Source organism: Geopsychrobacter electrodiphilus DSM 16401, from assembly GCF_000384395.1.
Taxonomy (GTDB): domain Bacteria; phylum Desulfobacterota; class Desulfuromonadia; order Desulfuromonadales; family Geopsychrobacteraceae; genus Geopsychrobacter; species Geopsychrobacter electrodiphilus.
The window spans coordinates 2,795,335-2,817,175 of the sequence record NZ_ARWE01000001.1 but is presented as its reverse complement, the minus strand read 5'-3'; the positions used below and the strand labels follow the sequence as shown (position 1 = coordinate 2,817,175).

The following is a 21,841-nucleotide window of genomic DNA, read 5'->3' as shown; positions in this document are numbered from 1 at the left end:
CCCAGACTCAATTTTTATCGGACTCAGGGGGATTCTTTAGCAGCGCGAGAATTGTTCCCAGCTCAAAACCCCGGCGTTGAAAGTAGGTGACGACGCGACGACGTTTTTTGTCGTCGGCCAGCGCAAAGTCAAAATCACCAAAGCGGCGCTCCAGTTGCTGGCGCAAGACCTCTGCGACCGAGACCTCTTCGGTTGCCTGCTGCAGGGCCTCGCGGGCAATGACCTCTGGAATCCCCCGGCGCTTGAGTTCGAGCAGAATCCTTGTCCCCACTCCGCGCCCGGTCCTCAGCATTTCACGGCTTTTGGCGAGGGCATATCTAGGGTCGTTTAAATACTTGTAGTGGTAACACCGTTCAATCACCTCTTCAATGGCAGAGACAGTGAAGCCGAACCGCTCAAGTTTTTGACGTAGTTCGGCTTCACTGTGATCTCGGCGTGCCAGTATCCGCAGGGCGCAGGCGAGAGGCTTAGAAACGCTCGATTTTGAGTTCTCCATCCTGTTCTCTGGCCTCGGCGGCCTCCTGTTTGCCGATCACTTGTTGGGCGTCTTCAAAATCCTGCCACGAGGCATCGCTCGAGGAGGATATGCCTGAAAACTTAAGCTTGAAGTCATCCGGGTTCGAACTCTGGCGCAAGGCTTCATCAAAGGTGATGATGTTCTCTTTGACCAGCTGCATCAGCGATTGGTCAAAGGTCTGCATACCGTAGGTGGTATGTCCTGACGCGATGGCATCTTTAAGGTGGATAGTTTTTTCACGATCATCAATCAGGTCGCGGATGCGGGCGGTCGAAACCATAACCTCTACTGCGGCGACCCGGCCTTTCCCTTCAGAGCGGGGGATGAGCCGTTGGGAAATGACCCCCTTGAGTACGCCTGAGAGTTGGAGGCGGATCTGGCGTTGCTGGTGGGGAGGGAACATGGCGACGATGCGGGTAATGGTTTCGGGTGCATCGATAGTGTGCATAGTTGAGAGGACCAGGTGTCCGGTCTCTGCTGCCGCAAGGGCTGTTTCAGTTGTTTCTAGATCGCGCATCTCGCCAACCAGAATGACGTCGGGATCCTGGCGCATGGCACTTTTTAAGGCCACCGCGAAACTGTCGGTGTCGAAGCCGACTTCGCGCTGATTGATTATGCATTTACGGTCGCGGTGTAGGTATTCGATCGGATCTTCAATGGTGACAATATGTTCGGTTCGATTGCTGTTGATATGGTCGAGCATCGCGGCCAGGGTGGTCGATTTTCCGGTCCCTGTCGCCCCGGTTACCAGTACCAGCCCACGTTGTTCACTCACAATTTTCTTGATGACTTTTGGCAGATGGAGTTCATCGAGGGTCAGAACCTTGTACGGAATAGCGCGAAAAACTGCCGAGACGCTGCTGCGTTGACTGAAGACGTTAACCCGGAAACGGCCGAGGCCAGGAACGCCATAGGCAAGATCGACTTCGTGGCAGTCCTCGAAGCGGACGCGCTGCCGCTCATTCATGATCCCCTCGCACATCACCCTGATTTCGTCGGCGGTGAGACGCGGAGCCTTGGGCAGGGGTCTTAAATTGCCGTCGATCCGGAAAACCGGCGGCAGGCCAGCCTTCAGATGAATATCTGAGGTGTTCGATTTAAGCGCCAGCTCGAGAATATCATTCAGATTCATGAATCGTCCTTTACGAGTGAGAGGCCAGTCGCTGAAACCTAGGGTTTGGCCTTGGCTTTGGCAGCATCAGGTTTGAGCGCCGCTTTCAGGCCATACATTTCACGCAGCCGGGTGTCGATCTCAGCGGCGATCTCCGGGTGTTCAACCAGAAAGGTTTTGGCGTTTTCACGCCCTTGACCAACTCGTTCACCGTTGTAGGAGAACCAGGAACCACTCTTTTCAATGAGCTCTTTTTCGACCCCCAGATCCAGCAGATCCCCTTCGCGCGAGATCCCGTCTCCGTACATGATATCAAATTCGGCCTGCTTGAATGGTGGTGCAATTTTATTTTTGACCACCTTGACGCGGGTGCGGCCACCGATGACATCTTCGCCCTTCTTCAGCGAGGCAATGCGGCGGATATCGAGCCGGATCGAGGCATAAAATTTGAGTGCATTTCCGCCGGTGGTCGTTTCTGGGTTGCCGAACATGACGCCGATCTTCATCCGGATCTGATTGATAAAGATGATGCTGCAGTTGCTCTTGCTGACCGTCCCGGTCAATTTGCGCAGCGCCTGGGACATCAGGCGGGCTTGCAGCCCCATGTGCGAATCGCCCATTTCACCTTCAATTTCGGCGCGCGGGGTCAAGGCGGCAACCGAATCAACCACCAGAATATCGATGGCACCGCTACGCACCAGGACCTCGGTAATCTCAAGCGCCTGTTCGCCGGTGTCGGGTTGCGAGACCAGCAGGTCGTCGGCCACGACACCGAGTTTGGAGGCGTACTTGATATCGAGGGCATGCTCTGCATCGATAAAAGCGGCGACCCCGCCAACTTTTTGGGCCTCGGCAATGATATGCAGCGCCAGGGTGGTCTTACCCGAGGATTCAGGCCCGTAGATTTCGATAATCCGACCCCGTGGAATGCCACCGGCGCCCAGGGCCAGGTCAAGGCTGAGAGCTCCGGTAGAGATCGTTTCAATGTCCGGCATGACATTATCCTTGCCCAACCGCATGATGCTCCCCTTGCCGAACTGTTTTTCAATCTGCCCCATGGCCAGATCAATGGCACGATTACGGTCGTTGGACATGAATTTCTCCCTTACTTTTTAAATAGAATGAAAGATGATGTGTGTGGCAGGAATTCTTATACAACCTTGTGACAGAATAGGTCATAGTAAGAAACTGCTCCCCTCCGATGTTTTTCGCTTATTTCGAATCCTGCGCCAAAATTAAATATGAGCACGCGCGCTTATCGATAACATAAATTTTGTCGTTTCAACAAGAGATAGTGGTGAGTAACAGCAGACTGGAAACACTTTTAAGGGGCTTCATGACCAATATGAGTCTGATGTCGGAAGATCGGGAGCATGGTGTGAAAAATACTCCCTGTTCCGTCTGCACCATTCTCACTCCAGAGAAGTCCGCCATGGGCTTCAATCAGGCCTTTGGCCAGCGGCAAGCCAAGCCCAACACTCGGTCCCGATGGCGAATTTCTCTGTCGGCCGTGCAGCCTGATATCGCCACAGCCATGAAATTTTTCAAAAATTTTCAGGCGTTCCTGCTCGTCGATCCCGCTGCCACTGTCGGAGATGCGAATGTCGACCATATCGGGGAGATGCTCTGCGCCAAAAAAGCGTGGACAAAAGGGTTCGAGCAGCTTTTGTCTGCTCAGGATCTCGCTGCCGCAGATATAGCCTGCGTCGATTTCAATCCAGCCGCCCGGGGGGGTAAATTTGAGCGCGTTATCGACAAGATGTGTCAGCGCGCGTTCCAGGTGGTGTTGGTCTCCACAGGGTGAGAACTGGTCTGGAATATCTCCGCCCCGGATGTTGATACCACGAAGGTGAGCAGCTTCTGTCTTATGCTGTAACAGGTTATTTACGAGTTGAGTTAAATCGATGCGTTCGCGGGCAATATAGATGTCACGCGATTCAATGCGTGCCACCTCGAGAAGATCCTCAACCAGCATATTTAGTCGTTCACCCCCCTGGAGCATGGTCGCCAGAAGGTCTAGGGCATCGTCTGAAGCGTCCTCGAGCTGCTGCTCGAGAAGCTGTCCGGCGGAGAGAATGCAGACCAGCGGGGTACGTAACTCATGGGAGGCCAGGGCAAGGAAACGATCTTTCATGCGACCGAGTTGTTCAAGTGTGTTGTTGGCAGTTTCCAGGCGCAGGAGGTGCTCGCGCAACTGCTTGCGTGAGCGTTCAAGTTCACGCTGTCCGGCCTTCATCAGGCGATGTTGCCATTCGAGTTTTTCCAGCAGTTCGTTGGTATTGATGTTGGCCGCGATCAGGGTGCCGATCTGAACAAGAAGTTCGATCTCTGCGTGTGAGAACTGCCGGGGGATGCGTTGGAAAAAGAAGAGAACTCCAAAGGTGCTCTCTTCAACTATGAGTGGCACTGCCAGATAGCTGCGCCAGCCCGCATCGACAGCAGCGGAGCAGTAGAGATTTTCTTCCCCGTGCAGATCAACCCAGTTGCGTGGAACTCCCCGCTCTATGACCTTATAGGTCAGGCTTTTGTTAGCTGGAATTTTTTGTATCTCGCGTTTGAGATCTTCATCGATGCCGATGCTGTGAAGCAGGGTCAGGGGAGAATCGGACTGCGGTATCTGATAAATTCCGCAGCCGTCAACGGCGAATGCTTCTTGCAATTGGCCCAAAAGCTCAGGCATAGCTTCGGCATTGTGACGATTGCTGGCGGCATGCAGCGCGACCTGCTGTAGCAGGCGCAGGCGGTCAATTTCGTGTTGTAAGTCAAAATAGTCATGCGGAACAGAATTTCGCTGCAATTGTTTTTTCACCCTCAATCTCGAATCGTAGGTGCCGTGTCGCAAAAAGTAAGACAGGATGAACCGTCAAGTGGGCAACCAAATTAAGGCAGCCGGTCGCCAGGGCCAAGTTGGGTTTTTGCTGAGTTCAGGCTCTCAAGCGCGAAGCGGCGCAACCATTCCAGCGCCATAAAGGCGCTCATTCTTTGGATCTGTTGGCGATCACCACTGAACTGGTAGCCGCGAACCTGCGAGACACCCTCTGCTGCCAGCGCGAGAAAAACTGTACCGACCGGTTTCTCCTGTGTGCCGCCACCAGGTCCGGCGATCCCGGTGACCGCGAGAGTTAAATCGTTTTGAGTCGCAGTGCGCAGGCCGGTGGCCATTGCCAGGGCGCACTCCTCACTGACTGCTCCATGGGTTGAAATAATAGCGGGTGAAACATTCAACCAATCTATTTTGGCTGAGTCGGCATAAGTTACAGCACCGCGTTCAAGAAAATCTGAAGCGCCGGCGACACTGGTCAGCATATGACTGATCAAGCCACCAGTGCAGGATTCGGCCAGGGCCAGTTTGATCCCGGCATGGCGCAGCAGGGCCCCGACATGCTCGGCCATACTCTCATCTCCACGTGACACCAGATAGTCACCCAAGGTGCCGACCAGCAGGGCTTCCGCTTCATCGAGAAGATCCCCGGCGGCGGGTGAGGCCGCCTTCAGGGTCAGCTTGACCAGCGGGAAGTCGAGGGAAAACGCAACTTGCACTTCAGCGGGGAGTTCGTCATAGGGGATGCGTGCTTCAATTTGGGGCTCGGAGAGTCCGAAAAAGCCGAAGCTGCGGCGTAATAATGGAGCGCCGCCTGGTTTTGTGCGTTGCAGGGCTGGAATGACGGAATTGATCATCATGGCGCGCATCTCGGCCGGGACCCCGGGCAGAAAGAACAGGTCGCAATTCTGCTGGCGCAACCAGAACCCCGGGGCTGTTCCTTGCGAATTGGGCAGGGGGATCGATTTTTGCGGCAGGATGGCTTGACGTAAGACGCCGGGATCGAGTTCGCGGCCTCGGTCGGCATAGCGTTTGCGGATCATATCGGCCGCCTTGGGATTCTCTTCGAGGGGCCTGCCCAAGGCCTGGGCAACGGTTTTAGCGGTCAGATCATCACCGGTTGAGCCCAGACCTCCGGTACAGATAATCACATCCTGTTGCGAAATGAGCTGATGCAGGGCGCGGTGGATCGCCTCGGGATTATCCGGCACGCAGAGAGCGGTATTGATGTGATAGCCCGCCGGACCTAGCAGGCGGGCGATATCACGAGTGTTGGTGTCACAACCGCTGCCATTCAGCAGCTCATCACCGGTGGCCAAAATGGCAACACGCAAGCTGTTCATTTCTTATCCTGTTTCGCATTTTGAGCGAGGTACGTCTCGCGCATCTGCAGTTCAATGATTCTGTAGGCTTCCGGGAGCGGCAGTCCGTTGTTCTGGGAGAGCAGCCGACAATCTTCATATTCGGGGGTGATGCGCAGCAGGGATCCGTTCTCGAAAAACAATTTGGCCCTTGCTGACCCCAGGGTTGTCTCACATGCAAATTTTTCACGGGCCAGTTTGTAGCGTTCCGCCGGATATGAACGCAGGCCACTGGCGCTGCTGCCGGTAAGGATCAGGCGCGCCAGTTTTTCTTGATCGGCTGCCCGGGTAATCACTGTGAGGCAGGTTGCTGGACGGTTTTTCTTCATCTGCAGCGGGCTGTAGCAGACATCCAGCGCCCCGGCTGCGAGCAGGTCATCCATAAGCGCACCGAGCCATTCCGGGTTACCGTCATCGATATGAGTCTCAAGGACCATGACCCTGTCCCGCTCAAGGCTTGATTCCCTGGTGACCCCGAGCAGTCCGCGCAGCAGGTTGGGGCGATCTTCGAGTTGCCAGCCACCGACACCGTAGCCGCCCACTTCAATCTGCATCGCCGGCAGGGGCCCGAACTCTGATGCTTCGCGCGCAATCGCCGCTCCGCTGGGGGTCACAAGCTCCTTGTCACAGCCGCTGTCGAGAATCGGGACTCCGTAAAGAATTTCAAGCACCGCCGGAGCCGGCAGGGGGAGAGCGCCGTGGGCACAGCGGGACAGACCGCGGGAGAGTGGCAGCGGGGCGCAGATCAGCTTTTCAATCCCGAGCAGCTCGAGGCCAATGGCCGCGCCGACCATGTCGATAATTGCATCAATGGCGCCGACCTCGTGGAAATGGACCTCCTCGAGGCTGATGCCATGAACCTTGGCTTCAGCTTCACCCAGGCGCAGAAAAATTCGCCTCGCCCGGTCTTTGATAGGCGACGAAAGAGCACTCTTCTCGATCAACTGGTCGATATCACTCCAGTGGCGATGATGATGCTGCTCTTCACAGAGCACCTGCACTCGGCAACCTTCGATGCCGTGACGCTGCTCGCGTTCGATTTTGAGTTGCCAGCCAGGCAGGTTGAGTTTGTCGAGCTCGGATCCAAGAGCGTGTGGATCAAGGCCGAGGTCGATGAGCAGACCGAGGAACATGTCGCCGGAGATGCCTGAGAAGCAGTCGAGGTAGAGGGTTTTCATGGTTTGCTCGCTCGATTAATCCGGTGTGCCGCAAAGGCTGCGCCGAAACCGTTGTCGATATTGACGACTGTTACGCCACTGGCACAGCTGGTGAGCATACCGAGCAGGGCAGCGATGCCGCCGAAAGCGGCGCCGTATCCGACCGAAGTGGGGACGGCGATCACGGGCGCCGGCACCAGTCCGCCGATGACTGAGGGCAGGGCGCCTTCCATGCCGGCGACCACGATAATGACCGCTGCCTCGCGTAGCTGATCGCTTTTAGCCAGCAGGCGGTGGATGCCGGCGACGCCGACATCGATCAGCTCCTCAACCGGATTCCCCAGCATTCGCGCGGTGATGGCTGCCTCACGGGCGACTTTCAGGTCGGAAGTGCCAGCACAGACCACCAGAACCTTGCCGCCATGCTCAATGATTGACTGTTGCACAAGACAGAAGGTCCCGGAATCAATATCGAATCGTCCGGCGGGGAAGGAATCCTGCAGGGCTGCACCCTTTTCGCGGTCTAGGCGGGTGGCCAGAATATTGCCACCAGCTTTTACCATGGCGGTCAGAATGGTCCGCAGTTGCTCGCTGGTTTTTCCCTCGCCAAAGATAACTTCCGGTACACCCTGACGCAGGCTGCGATGATGGTCGAGCTGGGCGATGCCGATATCTTCAAAGGGTAATTTGCGCAGGGCTTCAAAACCATCTTCCAGAGAAGTCTTGCCGATTTTGATCTGGTGAAGCAATTCTTTGAGCTGTTCGGGGGTCATCATCTCTACCTAAAGGCCAAGGTCTTCAGAAATTTCCTGCATCGCTCCCAAACAGAGAGCACAAAAGTCGGGCAGGGGTATTCCGATCAATTCGCATTCCCGGATAATATCGCGATTGGCACCGGCAGCGAAGGCTTTCTCTTTGATGCGCTTGGTCACCGACTTGGGTTTGACGCTGGCAAGCTTTTTGTCGGGGTAGACCAGAGCGGTGGCGGTGATCAGGCCGGTGATGGTTTCGCCGGCAGCCAGAGCGTGGTGAAAGGTTGTACGGCGCTGGGTGTTATGAGCCTCGGCGTTGTGCATTGCGATGGCGTCGATGATGGCCGGATCGACGCCCCGTTCCTCGAGAATCCTGACCGTCTGGTGGGTGTGAATGGACAGGTTGTCGGCGGTGGCTTCGGCATCTAGATCGTGGAGCAGTCCTGCCAGGCCCCATTGTTCTTCATCTTCGTGCAACTGGCGGGCGAGGGCCCGCATCACCGCCTCGCTGGCCAGACAATGTTTGATCATGTTGGGCTGCTGCAGGTGCTCATGTACCAGGGACAGTGCCGTGGCGCGCTCGATTCCATATTCCATCTCTCATCTCCTGAACGAAGTTGGTGCAAGCATAGCAGAAAGAGTCTGTGCCCCAAAGTGAAAGAGTTTATACTGGAAATATCTGAGGACCAAAAGGCAAAGGATATAAGATGATTTCAGCCCTTCTGACCGACCTGTATCAACTGACCATGCTCGCCGGCTACCATGCGCGCGGCATGCATCGGGATCACGCGGTGTTTGATCTCTATTTCCGGACGCCGCCTTACCATGGCAGTTATGCGATTTTTGCCGGGCTGCAGCCGGCGCTGGTTTATCTTGAAAACTTGAAATTTGAACCCGCAGAAATCGACTACTTGGGAAACCTCGGGCTGTTTAAGCCGGATTTTCTTACCTGGCTGGCCGATTTTCGCTTTCGTGGTCAGGTGACGGCTCCACCCGAAGGGACAGCGGTCTTTCCTCATACGCCACTCTTGACCCTTGAGGGCTCTCTGGCCGAGGTGCAATTCGTCGAAACCGCGCTGCTTAATATCATCAATTTTCAGACCCTGGTGGCAACCAAAGCTGCGCGGCTCTGTCTTGCGGCGGGGGCAGCCAAGGTCATCGATTTCGGTTTGCGTCGCGCTCAGGGCCCAGACGGGGCTATGAGCGTGGCACGAGCAGCGGCGGTCGGCGGGGGAAACGAGACGAGCAATCTGCTCGCTGGCCAGCGCTTCGGTCTGGCGGTCCGGGGGACCCAGGCCCACAGCTGGGTGATGGCCTTTGACAGCGAGTTGGAGGCCTTCCGGGCTTATGCCGAAAGTTTCCCGGCGACTTGTGTGCTGCTGGTCGATACCTGGGACACCCTGAAGTCAGGGGTTCCGAACGCAGTGACCGTCGCGCGGGAGCTGCGCGAAAAAGGCTTTGAATTGGCCGGAATACGGCTTGATTCTGGGGATCTGGCCTGGCTCAGTCGACAGGCACGCCAGATGCTGGATGAGGCCGGTTTCCCGCAGGTGAAGATTCTGGCCTCGAACGAGTTGGATGAAGAGTTGATCGAAGCGATCCGCGGCGACGGGGGTCGCATTGATATCTACGGCGTCGGCACTCGGCTCGCAACCTGTGCCGGCGAGGGAGGTGGGGCTCTTGGCGGCGTTTACAAATTGGTTGAAATAGCGGGGCGTCCAACCTTGAAGGCCACCGGTGATCCGGCCAAGGCCACTTTGCCAGGGGCTAAGGTGGTCTATCGGGTTGAAGATGAAGACGGCCAGTACCTGCTGGACCTGATTGCGTTGCAGGGGGAAAGCATTCTTCCCGAAGCGGAGGTGTTCGATCCGGAAAACCCGGTGCGCTCCCTCAAGATTCCGGCCCGTGCCCGGCTGAAGGAATTTCATCAGTTAGTCATGTCCGGCGGAGAGCTTCTTGGCGTTGAGGAGGGGTTGGCTGATATGACAAAACGCTCACAGCGTGAATTGGCTTGCCTGCCCGCAGGTTCACTTCGTTTGCGCAACCCGCATCGTTACAAGGTCTCGATCAGCCGAGGCCTTCTGGAGTTACGTCAGCGTCTACTGGCTGAGGCAGCAATTCAGGCCGGACGTTCAACCTGAACCCCGAGGATGATCTGCATCTGGCGGTAAGCAAATTCGCCGTCGGCGGCATCGAGGTGTGCGACGCAATCGGTCGGCACAATTACGCTGTAGCCTTTCATTACTGCGTCGGCGGCGGTGTAGAGGATACAGATATTGCTGACACAACCGGTCAGAACCAGCTCTTCGATGTTCAGCTTTTTTAGTTGTTCCTCAAGGTTGGTTCCGTTGAACCCGGAGTAGGTGGTTTTCGCGATGCGAATTTCAGTGGTTAGTGGTGCCAGTTCAGTGATGATTGCTGCGCCGCTTGTGCCGCTGATGGCGTGTGGCGGCCAGTCCATGCGACTAAATTCAGGATCATCTGCGGCGTGAGCATCGCTGACAAAAATTACCGGAGTTCCATCGCGTCGAGCATCCATCAGGCGTAGTTGCAGGGCTGGCAGGATGTCGCGGTTCTGGGGCACCTCAAGCGGGGCGCCGGGACGGACGAAGTCATTCAGCATATCGATGATCAGCAGGGCTCTCTGCATGTTTCTGCCTCCCGTAAAGTTGTCAACCTGTCCGGGGAATTATAACAGCGAATTGAAATGCCGTTGTGGTATGTTGCTCGGATTAAAAAGAAGACTAAGCATGTCGAACTGTGCCGAATTCTGGAGTGAAGAGATGAACGAACCTGAAGTTGACTCTGTAGCGGACCTGCCCCTGAGTAAAACCAAGAAAAAGCAAATGGCCAAGGAGATTGAAGCCTTGGCGATCCGTCTGGTTGAACTCCCTCTTGCGCAATTTAAAAAGTTAAAGCTGGATGAAGATATCGCCTCCGAGGTCAAGGAAGCGCGTGACACCCTGGGGCGGGGCTCACACAAGCGCCAGGTCAAGCACCTTGCCGGCGCACTGCGCGTACGCGATGACAGGCTTCCGATGATTTTTGCGGCGCTGGAGGATATTGATCAGGTTAAACGGATGGATAAACGTCAATTTCATAGGTTGGAAGATCTGCGCGACCGACTTTGTGATCAGGAGCGCTTCCAGAGCGCCTTCGACGAGATGGTCAGTCTCTGGCCCGCTCTCGACCATGCAGGCATCGCGCGATTGGCGCAATCGGTACACAACTTTGGCGATAAGCGCGCTTCGCGCGAAATTTTTAAACGTCTGCGCGATTATTCCGAACAAACCAGCGATAAGTGATTATCCCTGTTCAGAGGCATCTTTGGGCTGTGATTTTTATTTTAATTTAAACACTTGTATTTATACTCAATGCTGTGTTAGGGTGCGCGAACTTAAGCAAGTTTGTGTAAGAGTTTTCAGAGCTCACAGTTTGACAAGGTGTCAAAATGTTAAGGACACGCAGACCTCAATAGGACTGTGTGTTTTTTTTTAGGGTTTCTGAGGTTACACAACAAAAAAATCCCCAACGGGGGATATGGAGATCAAAATGGCAGAAGGTACAGTAAAGTGGTTTAATGACTCTAAAGGTTTTGGTTTTATCGAGCAAGATAACGGACCTGACGTGTTTGTTCATTTTTCCGAAGTTCAGGGCGAGGGTTTTAAATCTCTTGCTGAAGGCGACCGCGTAAGCTTCGAGGTCACCCAGGGCCAAAAAGGTCCTCAGTCGTCAAATGTTCGTAAAATCTAAATAAGATTTACGTAGATTTGCAAAAAGGCCCCGCGGATTCCGTGGGGCCTTTTTTTCTAACAAATTATTTGTAATTCTTATCCAAAAGGAGATTTCGATGGCCAAAAAACCCAATTATGACTTTGAAAAACGCCAGAAAGAGATTGCTAAAAAAGCGAAGAAGGAAGAAAAGAAGAAACGCAAACTTGAAGACGTCGAAACCTCTGAGCCGAATGTTCCCGCCGAAGGTTGAAGACTGCTGCGTCATTTAGGGGGGCCTCCTCCTTTTGACGTCTCGGGTAAAAGCAAGGGTACTATTTACCCTTTACCCACGCCACAGTGTCCAGGCTAAATCATTTTTATCGCTGCTTTGGGTAAACTTGGACTGGCACGTCATACATTGGTAGTCCTGCTGTTCGTAACCCCTCGGTTTTTTGCCTGTGAAAATACGGGCCTCATCGACTTTAGTCAGATGTTCATGCGGCTTGCCGTTGCGCGTTTTTTTCGATTGTTCTTCACATAACTCACAAATTTCCATGTTTGTCTCTTCCCTGTTGGTTAAGCGACGTGCACGATCATTCACGTCGATTTATTCGACCAATCCTAACGGTAGCGCTGTCGTCTGTTTCGCCTCGCGCAACACAAAGTTAGATTCGGCGGATTCTACGATCGGCATATTCAGCAACACCGAGGTTAAAAAATGTTCGTAAGACTTGATGGTCGGTACGATGACCTTGAGTTGGTAATCGCGCCCGCCGCTCAGTAACAAACACTCCTGCACCTCATTGCGTAACTGCGAAAATTGTTCAAACTCACGTTGCCCGGCCACCGATTTATCCCGCAAGGTGACCGATGTAATAACAGTGACCAGTAAATTAACTTTACCGGGATCAAGAAGCGCAACCTGCCGGCGGATATAGCCCGCATCGCGCAATTGCCGAATGCGGCGCCAGCAACTTGGAGTTGAAAGGCCGGCCTGCTGGGCAATATCGGATACCGGAAGCGTTGCATCTTTCTGCAACGCCTCAAGAATGATGCGCTCCTGTCGATCCAGTGCCATGATAAATCCGATCTTTAAAAAGCTGATTCCTGAAAAATACTATCAATTTTCAAGCAAAATAGCAAAACATTGAAAAGAAATTTGATCGATTTACGGTTAAGCTTGGTCTTGTCTGTATATTGTTCTGCGGGAAAGGGTTCTTATGCCGGTTGCGACCATATTTAAATTTAATCAAGAGTCCCGCAGGCTTAACACTCAGGATCAGGCGCGCCTGACTCAATTATTTGAACGCCTCAGCGAGCGGACGGATCAGTTCCTCGGTTATCCGGTGGCCAAGGATTTTGACTATCAGCATCTGGTGCAGTTCCTTGATCTGCCCCTGAATAATATTGGTGACCCCTTTGCGCCCAGTACCTATCAGGTCGATACCCGTGAATTTGAACGTGAGGTCCTCGAGTTTTCAGCCCGTTTGCTGCGCGCCGAAGAGAATAGCTGGTGGGGTTATGTCACCAATGGCGGCAGCGAGGGAAATCTTTACGGGCTGTATCTGGCGCGCGAGCTTTTTCCAAAAGCGATGGTCTATTTCTCCGAGACCACCCACTATAGCGTGAGCAAAAATCTGCATCTGCTCGGCATGCGGCACATCATGATCCGCGCTCAGGAGAGCGGCGAGATTGATTATGCCGATCTGCGTGAAACCCTGCGGCTGCACAGGGATCAGGTGCCGATTCTGTTTGCCAATATCGGGACGACCATGACCGAAGGGAAGGATGACCTGGTTAAGATTCGTCAGATTTTCAAGGAGATGGCGATCGGCGAGTCGTACATCCACTGTGATGCTGCGCTCTGTGGCTTCATGGCCCCATTTTTGACGCCTCGCCCTGCCTTCGACTTTGCCGACGGTGCCGACAGTATTTCGATCAGCGGGCATAAGTTTATCGGGTCTCCCATTCCTTGCGGAGTGGTGCTGGCCAGAAAGAGGCATGTTGAACGGATCGCCCGATCCATCGCCTATATCGGTAATCTCGACACCACGATCAGTGGTTCGCGTAACGGGTTGACCCCATTGATTTTGTGGACCGCGATTCGACGTTTGGGTGATGAGGGTTTTCGAGAGCGGGTGCAGCAGAGCCTGGATTTGGCTGATTACGCCTGTGCTCGACTCTGTGCGGTCGGAGTCAAGGCCTGGCGTAATCCGAACGCCCTTACTGTTGTTTTCCCCAGTCCGTCTGTGGAGGTGCGAAGCCGATGGCAGCTTGCCAGTGCCGACGGTGCTTCCCATATTTTAACCCTGCCTAATGTCCGTCGCGAGCAGATCGATCAATTTGTCGAAGATGTTGCTGCTGAGTTTTGAAGTGAATCCCGCTGCGTCTCAGGACTATTCGCCTGATAACTCCATATCCTGATGCAAGGCGGCCCGCAGTCGTTTTGCAAGCGACCCGACTACACCCTGGTTGATGGTAAAGTCATCGACCCTGATCACCGGCATCACCTCCAGTGAAGTGGACGTAATGAAAACCTCGTCGGCGCAGAGCAGATCCTGCAGTTTGTATTCACCCCTGATCACCCGCAGGTTGAGGTGCTCTTCGCAGAGCCGGATGGCGGTCGAACGGGTGACACCTTCCAGCAGGCCGGTGCTCTCCGATGGGGTAAAGACCCAGCCCCCCTTGGTCCAGAAGACATTCGAAGCCGCCCCTTCACAGAGGTGATTCTTATTATTGAGCATGATCACTTCGAAGGCGCCCACCGCCTTGGCTTCCAGTTTGCCGAGCAGGCTGTTGAGGTTACTGATCGATTTGATCTTGGGGTTGATCGCTTCGGGGGCGTTGCGCCGAATCTGTGCGACCCGCAAGGCGATCCCCTGTTGGTAGTGTTCTGCGGCAAACCCTCTGAATTCACGCGCAATAATTACGCAGGTCAACGCACTCTTGAGGTCATGCTGAAAGCCGATTTCACCTCGTCCGCGGGTGATGGTGATGCGGAAATAGGCGTCTTGCAGGGCATTGCGCTGGCGCAGCTCTAGTAACACCTCTTCCAGTTGCCTCTGGTTGTAGGGGAGCGCATAGCTGAGGGCTTCGGCCGATTGGCGAAGGCGCTGATAGTGTTGCGAGAAGTGATAGAGTCGCGCGCCGATGGAGCGGAAACACTCGTAAATGCCGTCACCGTATAAAAACCCCTGATCGAAAACCGAGATTTTCGCCGCATCACTTTTAACAAATTCATCGTTCAGGTAGACGTAGCTCATAGCGACCTTTCTGATTATTTTCATGTGACGCGCCTGCCAACCATTCAGGTCGGACAGGTCATGCTGTAACAGGCATGCCAGCTAAGACCGACTTTTTGATTGACGCTCAGGTGTCGGATATCGGACCCAATCTGACTGATACTGCACGACCTCGTGACCGGGGACGAGGTGAAACCCCATACGTTGTCAAGCATACTCAGATCGCTAAGGAAGATGACAGGGTGCCCATGGCTGGGCGTCGAAGGTCCAGAATCTGTTCATGTACCAGATTACCACTTTCATTGAAGCTGCCGTCAAAGGTATTGCAGAAAATTTCTGCCTAATTGAGTGGGTACAGGCTCAGAAAAACCAGGACCTGACGTAAGTGATACCAAGAGAGTGCCATCCCCATGCCTCATCGCCCCTCGCAGCGCCGGTTTGCGGCTCAATTAAGTACAGAGTTCGCTTATTTGAAGTCCTGTCGACAGCACTCTCCCTGTCTCCGATTGCTTTAGGAACATTCAAGCGCTAGGATGGCAGGAAGGTCATGTGGCTATTCTGCCGAGAACAATGGAGATTTTCCTCTGCATGTCGCGTTCAACCTCCCGCACCATCATGTATGGTGCCTTGATTGTTATTCTCAGCATGGGTATCCGCCAAAGTTTCGGGCTCTACCTGCAGCCGATTACTCAGGCACTGGCGGTCGGCCGTGAGACATTCGGGCTGGCCATCGCCCTGCAGAATCTCTGTTTCGGGTTGGTCCAGCCGCTGGTCGGGCTGTTGGCCGACCGGATCGGCCCGCAGCGCGTACTGGCCGCTGGTGGCCTGCTTTATGCCCTGGGTCTGGTGCTGACGGCCCACTCTGGTTCGGCGTTGGCGTTGAACCTCAGCCTGGGCGCAACGATCGGCCTGGCACTCTCGGCGAGCACCTATGTTGTGGTCCTCGGTGTTGTGGCCCGTCTGGTCGCTGCGGGGCAACGCGGCATGGCCTTCGGGATTATTACCGCCGCTGGCTCGTTTGGCATGTTCGCCCTGGTGCCGATAGCCCAGGCTCTGACGGAGGCTTTCGGCTGGCAGCACTCCCTTGAACTGCTGGCGTTGCTGGTGGTTGGAATTTCGCTGCTCGCATTCGGTTTTTCGGCTGAAACTGGAGATCACCCCTCCCATGCTCAGGGACTTGATCTGTCCGTGGCTTTCCGTTGCGCCCGCAGCCATCGTGGATACTGGTTGCTCAATTGCGGTTTCTTTGTCTGCGGCTTTCACGTCGCCTTCATCGCGACACATTATCAGGCCTACCTGGTGGATCGCGGGCTCTCTCCAGAGCTGGGGGCCAATGCACTGGCGCTCATCGGGCTGGCGAATATCTTCGGCTGTCTGGTCTTCGGTAAACTTGGAGATTTGACGCGGCGCAAGTTTCTTCTCAGCGGCCTCTATATTTCACGGACCTTCCTGATGCTGGCGTTGATTCTGCTGCCGATGACGTCGGTTACGGCGCTCGGATTCAGTCTGTTGATCGGGTTTTTATGGCTGGCGACGGTGCCCCTGACCAGCGGTATCGTTGCCCAGATATTTGGTGTGCGTTCCCTTTCGACCCTCTACGGCATCGTGTTTCTGAGCCATCAACTGGGAGCCTTTCTCGGGGCCTGGCTCGGCGGACGTGTGTTTGATTTAACCGGGTCTTATACCGGGGTCTGGGTGATTGCGATGGGACTGGGCTTGCTGGCGACTCTGCTGCATCTGCCGATCAATGACAAGCCGCTGGTGTTGGATCCTGCTGGCAAAATTGGATAAAATCATATCCGGTATTTTCTGATAATAAACTATTGAGGACGACTGTAAGATTAATTAAAGATAACCAGAGGTGTTATGAACAAAAAAGAAGAAATTGATGTCCGAGACATGACGATTGATGACCTGGCGGCGGTGTTTCATCTGGGGGAGAAGCTCTTTACCTCTGAGTTTTCCCAGAGCATGTATCGCACCTGGGATGAGTATGAAATTACCAGTCTCTTCAATACCGAGACCGAACTTTGTCTGGTGGCTGAATTGGAGGGTGAAATCGTCGGGTTTGCCCTGGGGACAACGGTTGAGAAACAAAATTCGGCCTGGAAATATGGCTATCTGGTCTGGATCGGCGTGCGGCCTGGCCTGCAGAAGGGCGGGGCGGGACAGCAACTTTTTGTTGAAATCCGCCACCGCATGATCGAACAGGGGGTGCGGATGATCGTTATCGATACCGACGCCGATAATGAAGGAGGGATCAAATTTTTTAAGAAGCTGGGGTTCGACAAGATGCAGCAGCACGTTTATATGACGCTCAATCTTTCGAAACCCAAGAAGCCGAGAAAGGCCAGAGTATGATTGCGCCACTCGAGCAGGTTTGGAACGCCATCGATCCCGAACGCCTGCAACGCACCCTGATGGAGATGATCGATATCTATTCTCCCTCGGGCAAAGAGGAGGATATCCAGCTTTACCTGGAGGAGCATCTGGCGGCGACCGGTATCCCGGTTTTGCGTCAGGAAGTCGAGGAGGAGCGCTACAATCTGATATCGATCATGGGTAAAGGTGAACCCTCCCTTTATCTTGTTGGCCATGTCGACACAGTCGCCGCCTGGGACATCGACGAATATGCGGCTGTCGAAGAGTGGGGTGTGGTGAGGGGGCTGGGCGCTGCGGATATGAAGGGGGGCTGTGCGGCGATGGTCGAAGCCTGGCTGGCGTTGGCAACCCTGCCTGAAGTTGAACGCCCCTCCCTTGGTCTGTTGCTGGTGGTTGGTGAAGAGGAGAACGGCGACGGCAGTGCGCGTTTTTTGCAGGAGACTGTTCCTGAATGGGTGGTGATCGGCGAACCGACTTCGATGCTGCCAGCCTTCAGCCACTATGGTTATATGGAAGTTGCGCTGACCACTCAGGGGCGGCGAACCCATTCTTCACTGCCGGAGTTGGGGCATAACGCGATCGAATCGATGCTGCGTGTGCTGCTGCTGCTGGAGCGGTTGCCGCTCTTCGATCAGGAGAAGGGGCAACTGGTTTATTCAATCCGCGAGATGAGTTCGGCACGTGCAGGTTTTGTGGTGCCGGATCGCTGTGAGGCCTGGATCGATCTCCACCTCTCTCCGTTACTTGATCCGGCGGTGGTGCGGCGTGAAGTTGAAAAAGTCATCGAAAAGGCAAGGTCGAGTATCAAGGGGCTTGCGCTGGAGGTTGGGTTCGAGTTTGAGGCGGGCGGCTACCAGATGGATCTGAAAAATTCGATGGTCGAAATTCTGGAAGACGCCTATCCGCGACTTAATCTGCCGCTCAATTTCGTCCCATTCCGTTCCCATTCCGACGGCAATCTCTTTTTTCAGGCCGGAAGTCAGCCGTTAATTCTTGGCCCCGGTTCGCTTGAAACCGCCCACACCGCCGAAGAGCAGACCAGTCTCGCTGAAGTCGAAGCTGCGGCCCGGGTTTATACGGCACTGGCGTTAGGGCATGCAGGCGCCGGACGTAAGGTCTAAGCGGACTCATTTGCGCATGCGCAGGGCACGCCTGACTTGAAGGGTTCTTTTTGGCGCGGCCAGGGGCGCTAAATGCGGCATGCTGACGAAGCGCACATCTTCGATGGTGTAGAAGGCTTTCGGGTTGTATTGGCGGATGAGCGCCAGGACCTCGGTAAGCATTTTTCGTTTGATGATGACGAAGATCGCCTTGACCGGCCCCTCTTCCCCCTCGGCGTCGATTGCGGTGGCGCTAAAGCCGTTATCGCGCAACTTGATGACCAGTTCATCGGCTTCCAGTCGGGTGATGACGCGTACGATCAGGTTGCCCATGGCGATGCGCTCTTCGAACCAGATTCCGACGATGTTCCCCGCAGCGAACCCGCAAGCATAGGCCAGATAGGCCACCCAGTCGTTGAGATTTTGCATCACCTGGCTGATGGCCAGAATCCAGACCAGTGATTCAAAAAACCCGAGGAGACCGGCCAGATATTTTAGCCCGCGGGTCAGAAAAATAATCCGCAGAGTGCCGATCGACACGTCGATGATACGGGCGAAGAAGATCGCAAATGGCAGGATAATCAGGGACCAGCTTTCAATCATCGGCATGCCTACTGTTCGCTGTTATAAGTGCTGCGCCACAGGTTCTTCAACTGGTGGTGAACCCCGGGCTGCAGACTGGAGAATATCCGCTCGAGAAGGTTGACGCCGAATAGAATACCTACGGTCAGAAGCGCAAGTACAATCGCAACATAGAGGCGTTCTTGCCCAACCATGACTCCGATGGCCGCCAGAACCCATATCGTTGCGGCTGAGGTAACCCCGAGTACCGAACCTTCCCGCGTCAAAATAACCCCGGCGCCGAGAAAACCGATGCCGGTGACGACCTGTCCGATAATCCGTGTCGGATCGCCGCCCGCGCTGACCAGGGGTGTTCCGGCGGCGACGAAAATGTAGGTCCCCATGCAGATCAGGGTGCTGGTGCGAATGCCCGCCGGCTTGCCGGAGAGCTGGCGTTCCAGGCCGATAATTCCACCGCAGATAAAGGTTGTTATCAGTCCCGCCCAGGATAGTGGGAATATTGAAAAGTCGACAGGGAGAGTGAAAAGTGCATGCATGCAACCGCTCCGAAGAGAGAAGAAAGGCTCTTCATCCTAACTGGCGCTGTTTGAAAAAGCCAGCGACTTAATTGGCTGGGTCTTTTGGGGATCTGACCTTAAAGGATGCTGCGGCGAGATGGATGTCTATTTGCCGTCCGGGCGTCGCTGGACAATGTGCGTAACCCCGCCTGAGATGATGAGCTTCATCGCTTCGGCTGGCTTGATATTGAGGGGGGTGACCAGATTGCGCGGCACAATGACCAGATTGCCCGACCAGGCATAGGCATGGGGGAGGTAAACCGCTACCTTATCTGAGTCAAGGCCGATGTCGGCCAAACTGGACTTGGTCAGGAACCCGACCCGTTCGATCTCCAGGTTGTGCCCCAATTTGACCAGAACCGGTTGCTCGAAGCGTTTCTCTTTCCCTACGAAGGCGGAGAGCAGGTCTTTGATCGCCGAGTAGATGGTTTTGATCAGCGGCACACGTTCGAGGGCCTTGCCGATCAAGAGCTGGACCTGTTGGGCAATGACGCTGGAGGTGATGATGCCCAGAAGTGTAATGACCAGAATAAGGACGACCAGGCCCAGTCCTGTGCCGACTACGTAATTTGGCAGGTAGGGATTGACAACGCGCGCCAGCAGACCATCGATAAATTGAAAGAGTTGCACTACAACATACAACGTTACCGCGATCGGCACGACAAACAGCAGTCCACGCAAAAAATAGCCTATCACGATGTTCATTACTGTTTTCATTGGTTCACTCAACAGTTTAGAGCGCCATCACTTCACGCGTCTTTTCAACTTGTTCGGCATAGTACGCAAGCAGGCTGCGGCGTGAAAGCATATAGAGAACTTTTTGAGGTTCGTTAGGGTCAACCACAGGAATTTCGTCGAGGTTGCGCTGGGTCAGACGTTTCATGACGATGGGCAAGTGTTCGTCAGGGCTGGCGGTCATGACCTGTTGCGTAGCGATGTCCTGCGCGATAATGAGGCCGGGGGGGATATCTTCATTGAGAATACGGCGGATATCATTCACCGAAAAAATGCCGGTCATCAAGCCCTTGTCATTGATGACCGGGTAGTAGGCGCCCTTGGCCGTGGCAATTTTATGCAGAATATCTGGCAGGGTCATATTGGAAGGGATGCAGACAGGTGGGCGTCCTTTGCCGGCGAGGGCAGAAACGGTAATCCCTTCAAGCACATCAATGACGAAGTCTCCAAGGTGAGCAGGAGAATCAAAACGGCCGGCAACCTGTTTTTCATAGATGCTGTTTTTGCGCGTGGTAAGCATCGCAACGACGCAGACCAGCATCAGTGGCGCCAGCAGGCCGTAGTTGCCGGTCAACTCGCTGACCATGATAAGGGTCGCAATCGGCGCGTTGGCCACGCCGGCGAAGAACCCGGCCATGCCGATGAGGACGTAGGCGCGCGGGTCCTGCGTTAATACAGGAAAGAGTATTTCGGCTGAAGCACCAAAGGCCCCCCCGATCATGGCGCCGATGACCAGGGACGGGGCGAAGACCCCACCGGAGCCGCCGGAGGAAATAGTCAGGCTGGTTGCGATAATTTTGGCCAGCGCGATTACCAGCATCACCCAGAGCGCCATCTTGCCGTAGAGTGCCGCCTGTACCCAGCCGTAGCCTGAGCCGAGAACTTGCGGAATAAACATGGCCAGGATCCCGACCAAGAGCCCACCCACAGCCGGCTTCTGCCAGTTGGGGAGCGGCAGGCGTCTAAACAGATCGCGCATGCCGTAGAATATCTTGACGTAGAATTTGCCGAGGATTGCGCACACCAGTCCGAGGACGCCGAAGAGGATCAATTCGCGTGGGTGATCAAAATGGAAACGTGGCGTGGCTAGGAGCGGTGACCAGCCGGTAACGGCGCCGAACAGGCTATAGGCGACGATTGAGGCGATGATGCAGGGGATCAGCCCTTCGTGCTCAAACTCGGGATCGCGGTAGAGAACTTCGACGGCAAACAGGGCGCCTCCGAGCGGGCTGCGGAAGGTTGCGCCGATTCCTCCGGCCATGCCGGCCAGAAGCAGAATGCGCCGATCCTTAATCGACATTCCCAGCTTGGTGGCGACAAAAGAGCCGAAGCCTGCGCCGATCTGGGCAATCGGGCCTTCGCGGCCGGCTGAACCACCCGTACCTATAGTCGCAATGGAAGCGATGGTCTTGATCAGGGGGACCCGGCTGCGGATCAGCCCTCCTTTACGGTGAAACGCTTCAATCGCGCCGTCGGTGCCGTGTCCTTCGGCTTCAGGAGCATAGGTGTAGACCAACCATCCGGAGATCACTCCGCCGAAGGCTGGAATCAAAAATAGGAACCAGCGAAAATTAAGGTGCAGGCTATCAATAAAGGGGGACTCAGCCGTTGCTGCAACGCCCTCATGAGGGGGGTGAAAGTTCCCGAGTGTCCCCAGAGTCAGGTGGTCGACAGCATTGGTCGCATAATAAAAGAAGAGTGCCCCGCAGCCGGCAACGATGCCAACCAGAACAGCCAGAAATAAAAGCCGGAAGCCCGAATCGGAAAAGCGGGTGCGCAGAGTTTTGAGGTAGTGAGAAAAACTGATCAA

Annotated in this window: 24 protein-coding genes; 8 read left to right on the top strand and 16 right to left on the bottom strand. The window is 54.8% G+C overall.

Annotation, left to right across the window (positions count from 1 at the left end; translation table 11 throughout):
- Positions 1-7: 7 nt before the first annotated feature.
- The 8 genes from D888_RS0113425 to D888_RS0113390 form a co-directional block, all read right to left on the bottom strand.
- Complete coding sequence (locus D888_RS0113425; protein WP_020677077.1) at positions 8-496, bottom strand: regulatory protein RecX; 489 nt, start codon at positions 494-496, stop codon at positions 8-10.
- Positions 468-1,649 (bottom strand): type IV pilus twitching motility protein PilT, encoded by a 1,182-nt coding sequence (locus tag D888_RS21670; protein ID WP_020677076.1) that lies wholly within the window; start codon positions 1,647-1,649, stop codon positions 468-470. The genes D888_RS0113425 and D888_RS21670 overlap by 29 nt, the downstream gene beginning before the upstream one ends.
- 38 nt (positions 1,650-1,687) lie before the next feature.
- Positions 1,688-2,722, bottom strand: coding sequence for a recombinase RecA (gene recA / locus D888_RS0113415; RefSeq protein ID WP_020677075.1), 1,035 nt, complete (start codon positions 2,720-2,722; stop codon positions 1,688-1,690).
- Between the two features lie 230 nt (positions 2,723-2,952).
- Positions 2,953-4,437: a GAF domain-containing sensor histidine kinase gene (locus tag D888_RS0113410; protein ID WP_020677074.1), complete on the bottom strand. Its 1,485-nt coding sequence runs from the start codon at positions 4,435-4,437 to the stop codon at positions 2,953-2,955.
- A gap of 71 nt (positions 4,438-4,508) precedes the next feature.
- Complete coding sequence (locus tag D888_RS21665) at positions 4,509-5,792, bottom strand: CinA family nicotinamide mononucleotide deamidase-related protein (RefSeq protein ID WP_020677073.1); 1,284 nt, start codon at positions 5,790-5,792, stop codon at positions 4,509-4,511.
- Positions 5,789-6,988, bottom strand: a complete 1,200-nt coding sequence (gene larC / locus D888_RS0113400; protein WP_020677072.1) for a nickel pincer cofactor biosynthesis protein LarC — start codon at positions 6,986-6,988, stop codon at positions 5,789-5,791. The genes D888_RS21665 and larC overlap by 4 nt, the downstream gene beginning before the upstream one ends.
- On the bottom strand, positions 6,985-7,740 hold the full coding sequence (gene larB / locus D888_RS0113395) for a nickel pincer cofactor biosynthesis protein LarB (protein WP_026362391.1): 756 nt from the start codon (positions 7,738-7,740) through the stop codon (positions 6,985-6,987). Before larB ends, larC begins: the two co-directional genes overlap by 4 nt.
- A gap of 9 nt (positions 7,741-7,749) precedes the next feature.
- Positions 7,750-8,316: an HDIG domain-containing metalloprotein gene (locus D888_RS0113390; protein WP_020677070.1), complete on the bottom strand. Its 567-nt coding sequence runs from the start codon at positions 8,314-8,316 to the stop codon at positions 7,750-7,752.
- Between the two features lie 110 nt (positions 8,317-8,426).
- On the opposite strand from D888_RS0113390, the gene D888_RS0113385 reads away from it, so the two are divergent.
- Complete coding sequence (locus tag D888_RS0113385) at positions 8,427-9,860, top strand: nicotinate phosphoribosyltransferase (protein WP_020677069.1); 1,434 nt, start codon at positions 8,427-8,429, stop codon at positions 9,858-9,860.
- On the opposite strand, the gene D888_RS0113380 is transcribed toward D888_RS0113385, so the two are convergent.
- Positions 9,839-10,369 (bottom strand): cysteine hydrolase family protein, encoded by a 531-nt coding sequence (locus tag D888_RS0113380; protein WP_020677068.1) that lies wholly within the window; start codon positions 10,367-10,369, stop codon positions 9,839-9,841. The two genes, D888_RS0113385 and D888_RS0113380, sit on opposite strands and share 22 nt — an antisense overlap.
- 100 nt (positions 10,370-10,469) lie before the next feature.
- On the opposite strand from D888_RS0113380, the gene yjgA reads away from it, so the two are divergent.
- From yjgA to D888_RS24780, 3 genes are all read left to right on the top strand, one after another.
- Positions 10,470-11,024, top strand: coding sequence for a ribosome biogenesis factor YjgA (yjgA, locus tag D888_RS0113375; protein WP_020677067.1), 555 nt, complete (start codon positions 10,470-10,472; stop codon positions 11,022-11,024).
- A gap of 247 nt (positions 11,025-11,271) precedes the next feature.
- Entirely contained in the window at positions 11,272-11,472 is a 201-nt protein-coding gene (locus tag D888_RS0113370; RefSeq protein ID WP_020677066.1) for a cold-shock protein, read from the top strand.
- Between the two features lie 97 nt (positions 11,473-11,569).
- The gene (locus D888_RS24780; protein ID WP_020677065.1) at positions 11,570-11,704 is read left to right on the top strand and encodes a hypothetical protein; all 135 of its coding nucleotides are present in this window, start codon (positions 11,570-11,572) and stop codon (positions 11,702-11,704) included.
- Positions 11,705-11,776: 72 nt separating this feature from the next.
- On the opposite strand, the gene D888_RS0113360 is transcribed toward D888_RS24780, so the two are convergent.
- Both D888_RS0113360 and D888_RS0113355 read right to left on the bottom strand, forming a co-directional pair.
- Positions 11,777-11,989, bottom strand: a complete 213-nt coding sequence (locus D888_RS0113360) for a hypothetical protein (RefSeq protein ID WP_020677064.1) — start codon at positions 11,987-11,989, stop codon at positions 11,777-11,779.
- Between the two features lie 51 nt (positions 11,990-12,040).
- Positions 12,041-12,511, bottom strand: coding sequence for an Lrp/AsnC family transcriptional regulator (locus D888_RS0113355; RefSeq protein WP_020677063.1), 471 nt, complete (start codon positions 12,509-12,511; stop codon positions 12,041-12,043).
- 142 nt (positions 12,512-12,653) lie between these two features.
- Here D888_RS0113355 and D888_RS0113350 point away from each other — a divergent pair, with 142 nt between their 5' ends.
- On the top strand, positions 12,654-13,805 hold the full coding sequence (locus D888_RS0113350) for a histidine decarboxylase (protein ID WP_020677062.1): 1,152 nt from the start codon (positions 12,654-12,656) through the stop codon (positions 13,803-13,805).
- Positions 13,806-13,829: 24 nt separating this feature from the next.
- Here the strand turns inward: D888_RS0113350 and D888_RS21660 are convergent, their stop codons facing one another.
- Entirely contained in the window at positions 13,830-14,720 is an 891-nt protein-coding gene (locus D888_RS21660; protein WP_020677061.1) for an aminotransferase class IV, read from the bottom strand.
- 543 nt (positions 14,721-15,263) lie between these two features.
- On the opposite strand from D888_RS21660, the gene D888_RS0113335 reads away from it, so the two are divergent.
- The 3 genes from D888_RS0113335 (at position 15,264) to D888_RS0113325 (ending at position 18,178) form a co-directional block, all read left to right on the top strand.
- Complete coding sequence (locus D888_RS0113335) at positions 15,264-16,466, top strand: MFS transporter (RefSeq protein WP_026362387.1); 1,203 nt, start codon at positions 15,264-15,266, stop codon at positions 16,464-16,466.
- A 75-nt stretch (positions 16,467-16,541) separates the two neighbouring features.
- Entirely contained in the window at positions 16,542-17,036 is a 495-nt protein-coding gene (locus tag D888_RS0113330; protein WP_020677058.1) for a GNAT family N-acetyltransferase, read from the top strand.
- Positions 17,033-18,178, top strand: coding sequence for a M20 family metallopeptidase (locus D888_RS0113325; protein ID WP_020677057.1), 1,146 nt, complete (start codon positions 17,033-17,035; stop codon positions 18,176-18,178). The genes D888_RS0113330 and D888_RS0113325 overlap by 4 nt, the downstream gene beginning before the upstream one ends.
- Positions 18,179-18,184: 6 nt before the next feature.
- On the opposite strand, the gene D888_RS0113320 is transcribed toward D888_RS0113325, so the two are convergent.
- The 4 genes from D888_RS0113320 to D888_RS0113305 all read right to left on the bottom strand — a co-directional run bounded on the left by D888_RS0113320 (position 18,185) and on the right by D888_RS0113305 (position 21,841).
- Entirely contained in the window at positions 18,185-18,760 is a 576-nt protein-coding gene (locus D888_RS0113320) for a DUF2179 domain-containing protein (protein ID WP_020677056.1), read from the bottom strand.
- Positions 18,761-18,768: 8 nt separating this feature from the next.
- On the bottom strand, positions 18,769-19,275 hold the full coding sequence (locus tag D888_RS0113315; protein ID WP_020677055.1) for an MgtC/SapB family protein: 507 nt from the start codon (positions 19,273-19,275) through the stop codon (positions 18,769-18,771).
- Positions 19,276-19,401: 126 nt separating this feature from the next.
- Entirely contained in the window at positions 19,402-20,001 is a 600-nt protein-coding gene (locus D888_RS0113310; RefSeq protein ID WP_020677054.1) for a DUF502 domain-containing protein, read from the bottom strand.
- A gap of 28 nt (positions 20,002-20,029) precedes the next feature.
- Positions 20,030-21,841 carry a chloride channel protein gene (locus tag D888_RS0113305; RefSeq protein WP_020677053.1) on the bottom strand — a complete coding sequence of 604 codons (1,812 nt, stop codon included), beginning with the start codon at positions 21,839-21,841 and terminating at the stop codon, positions 20,030-20,032.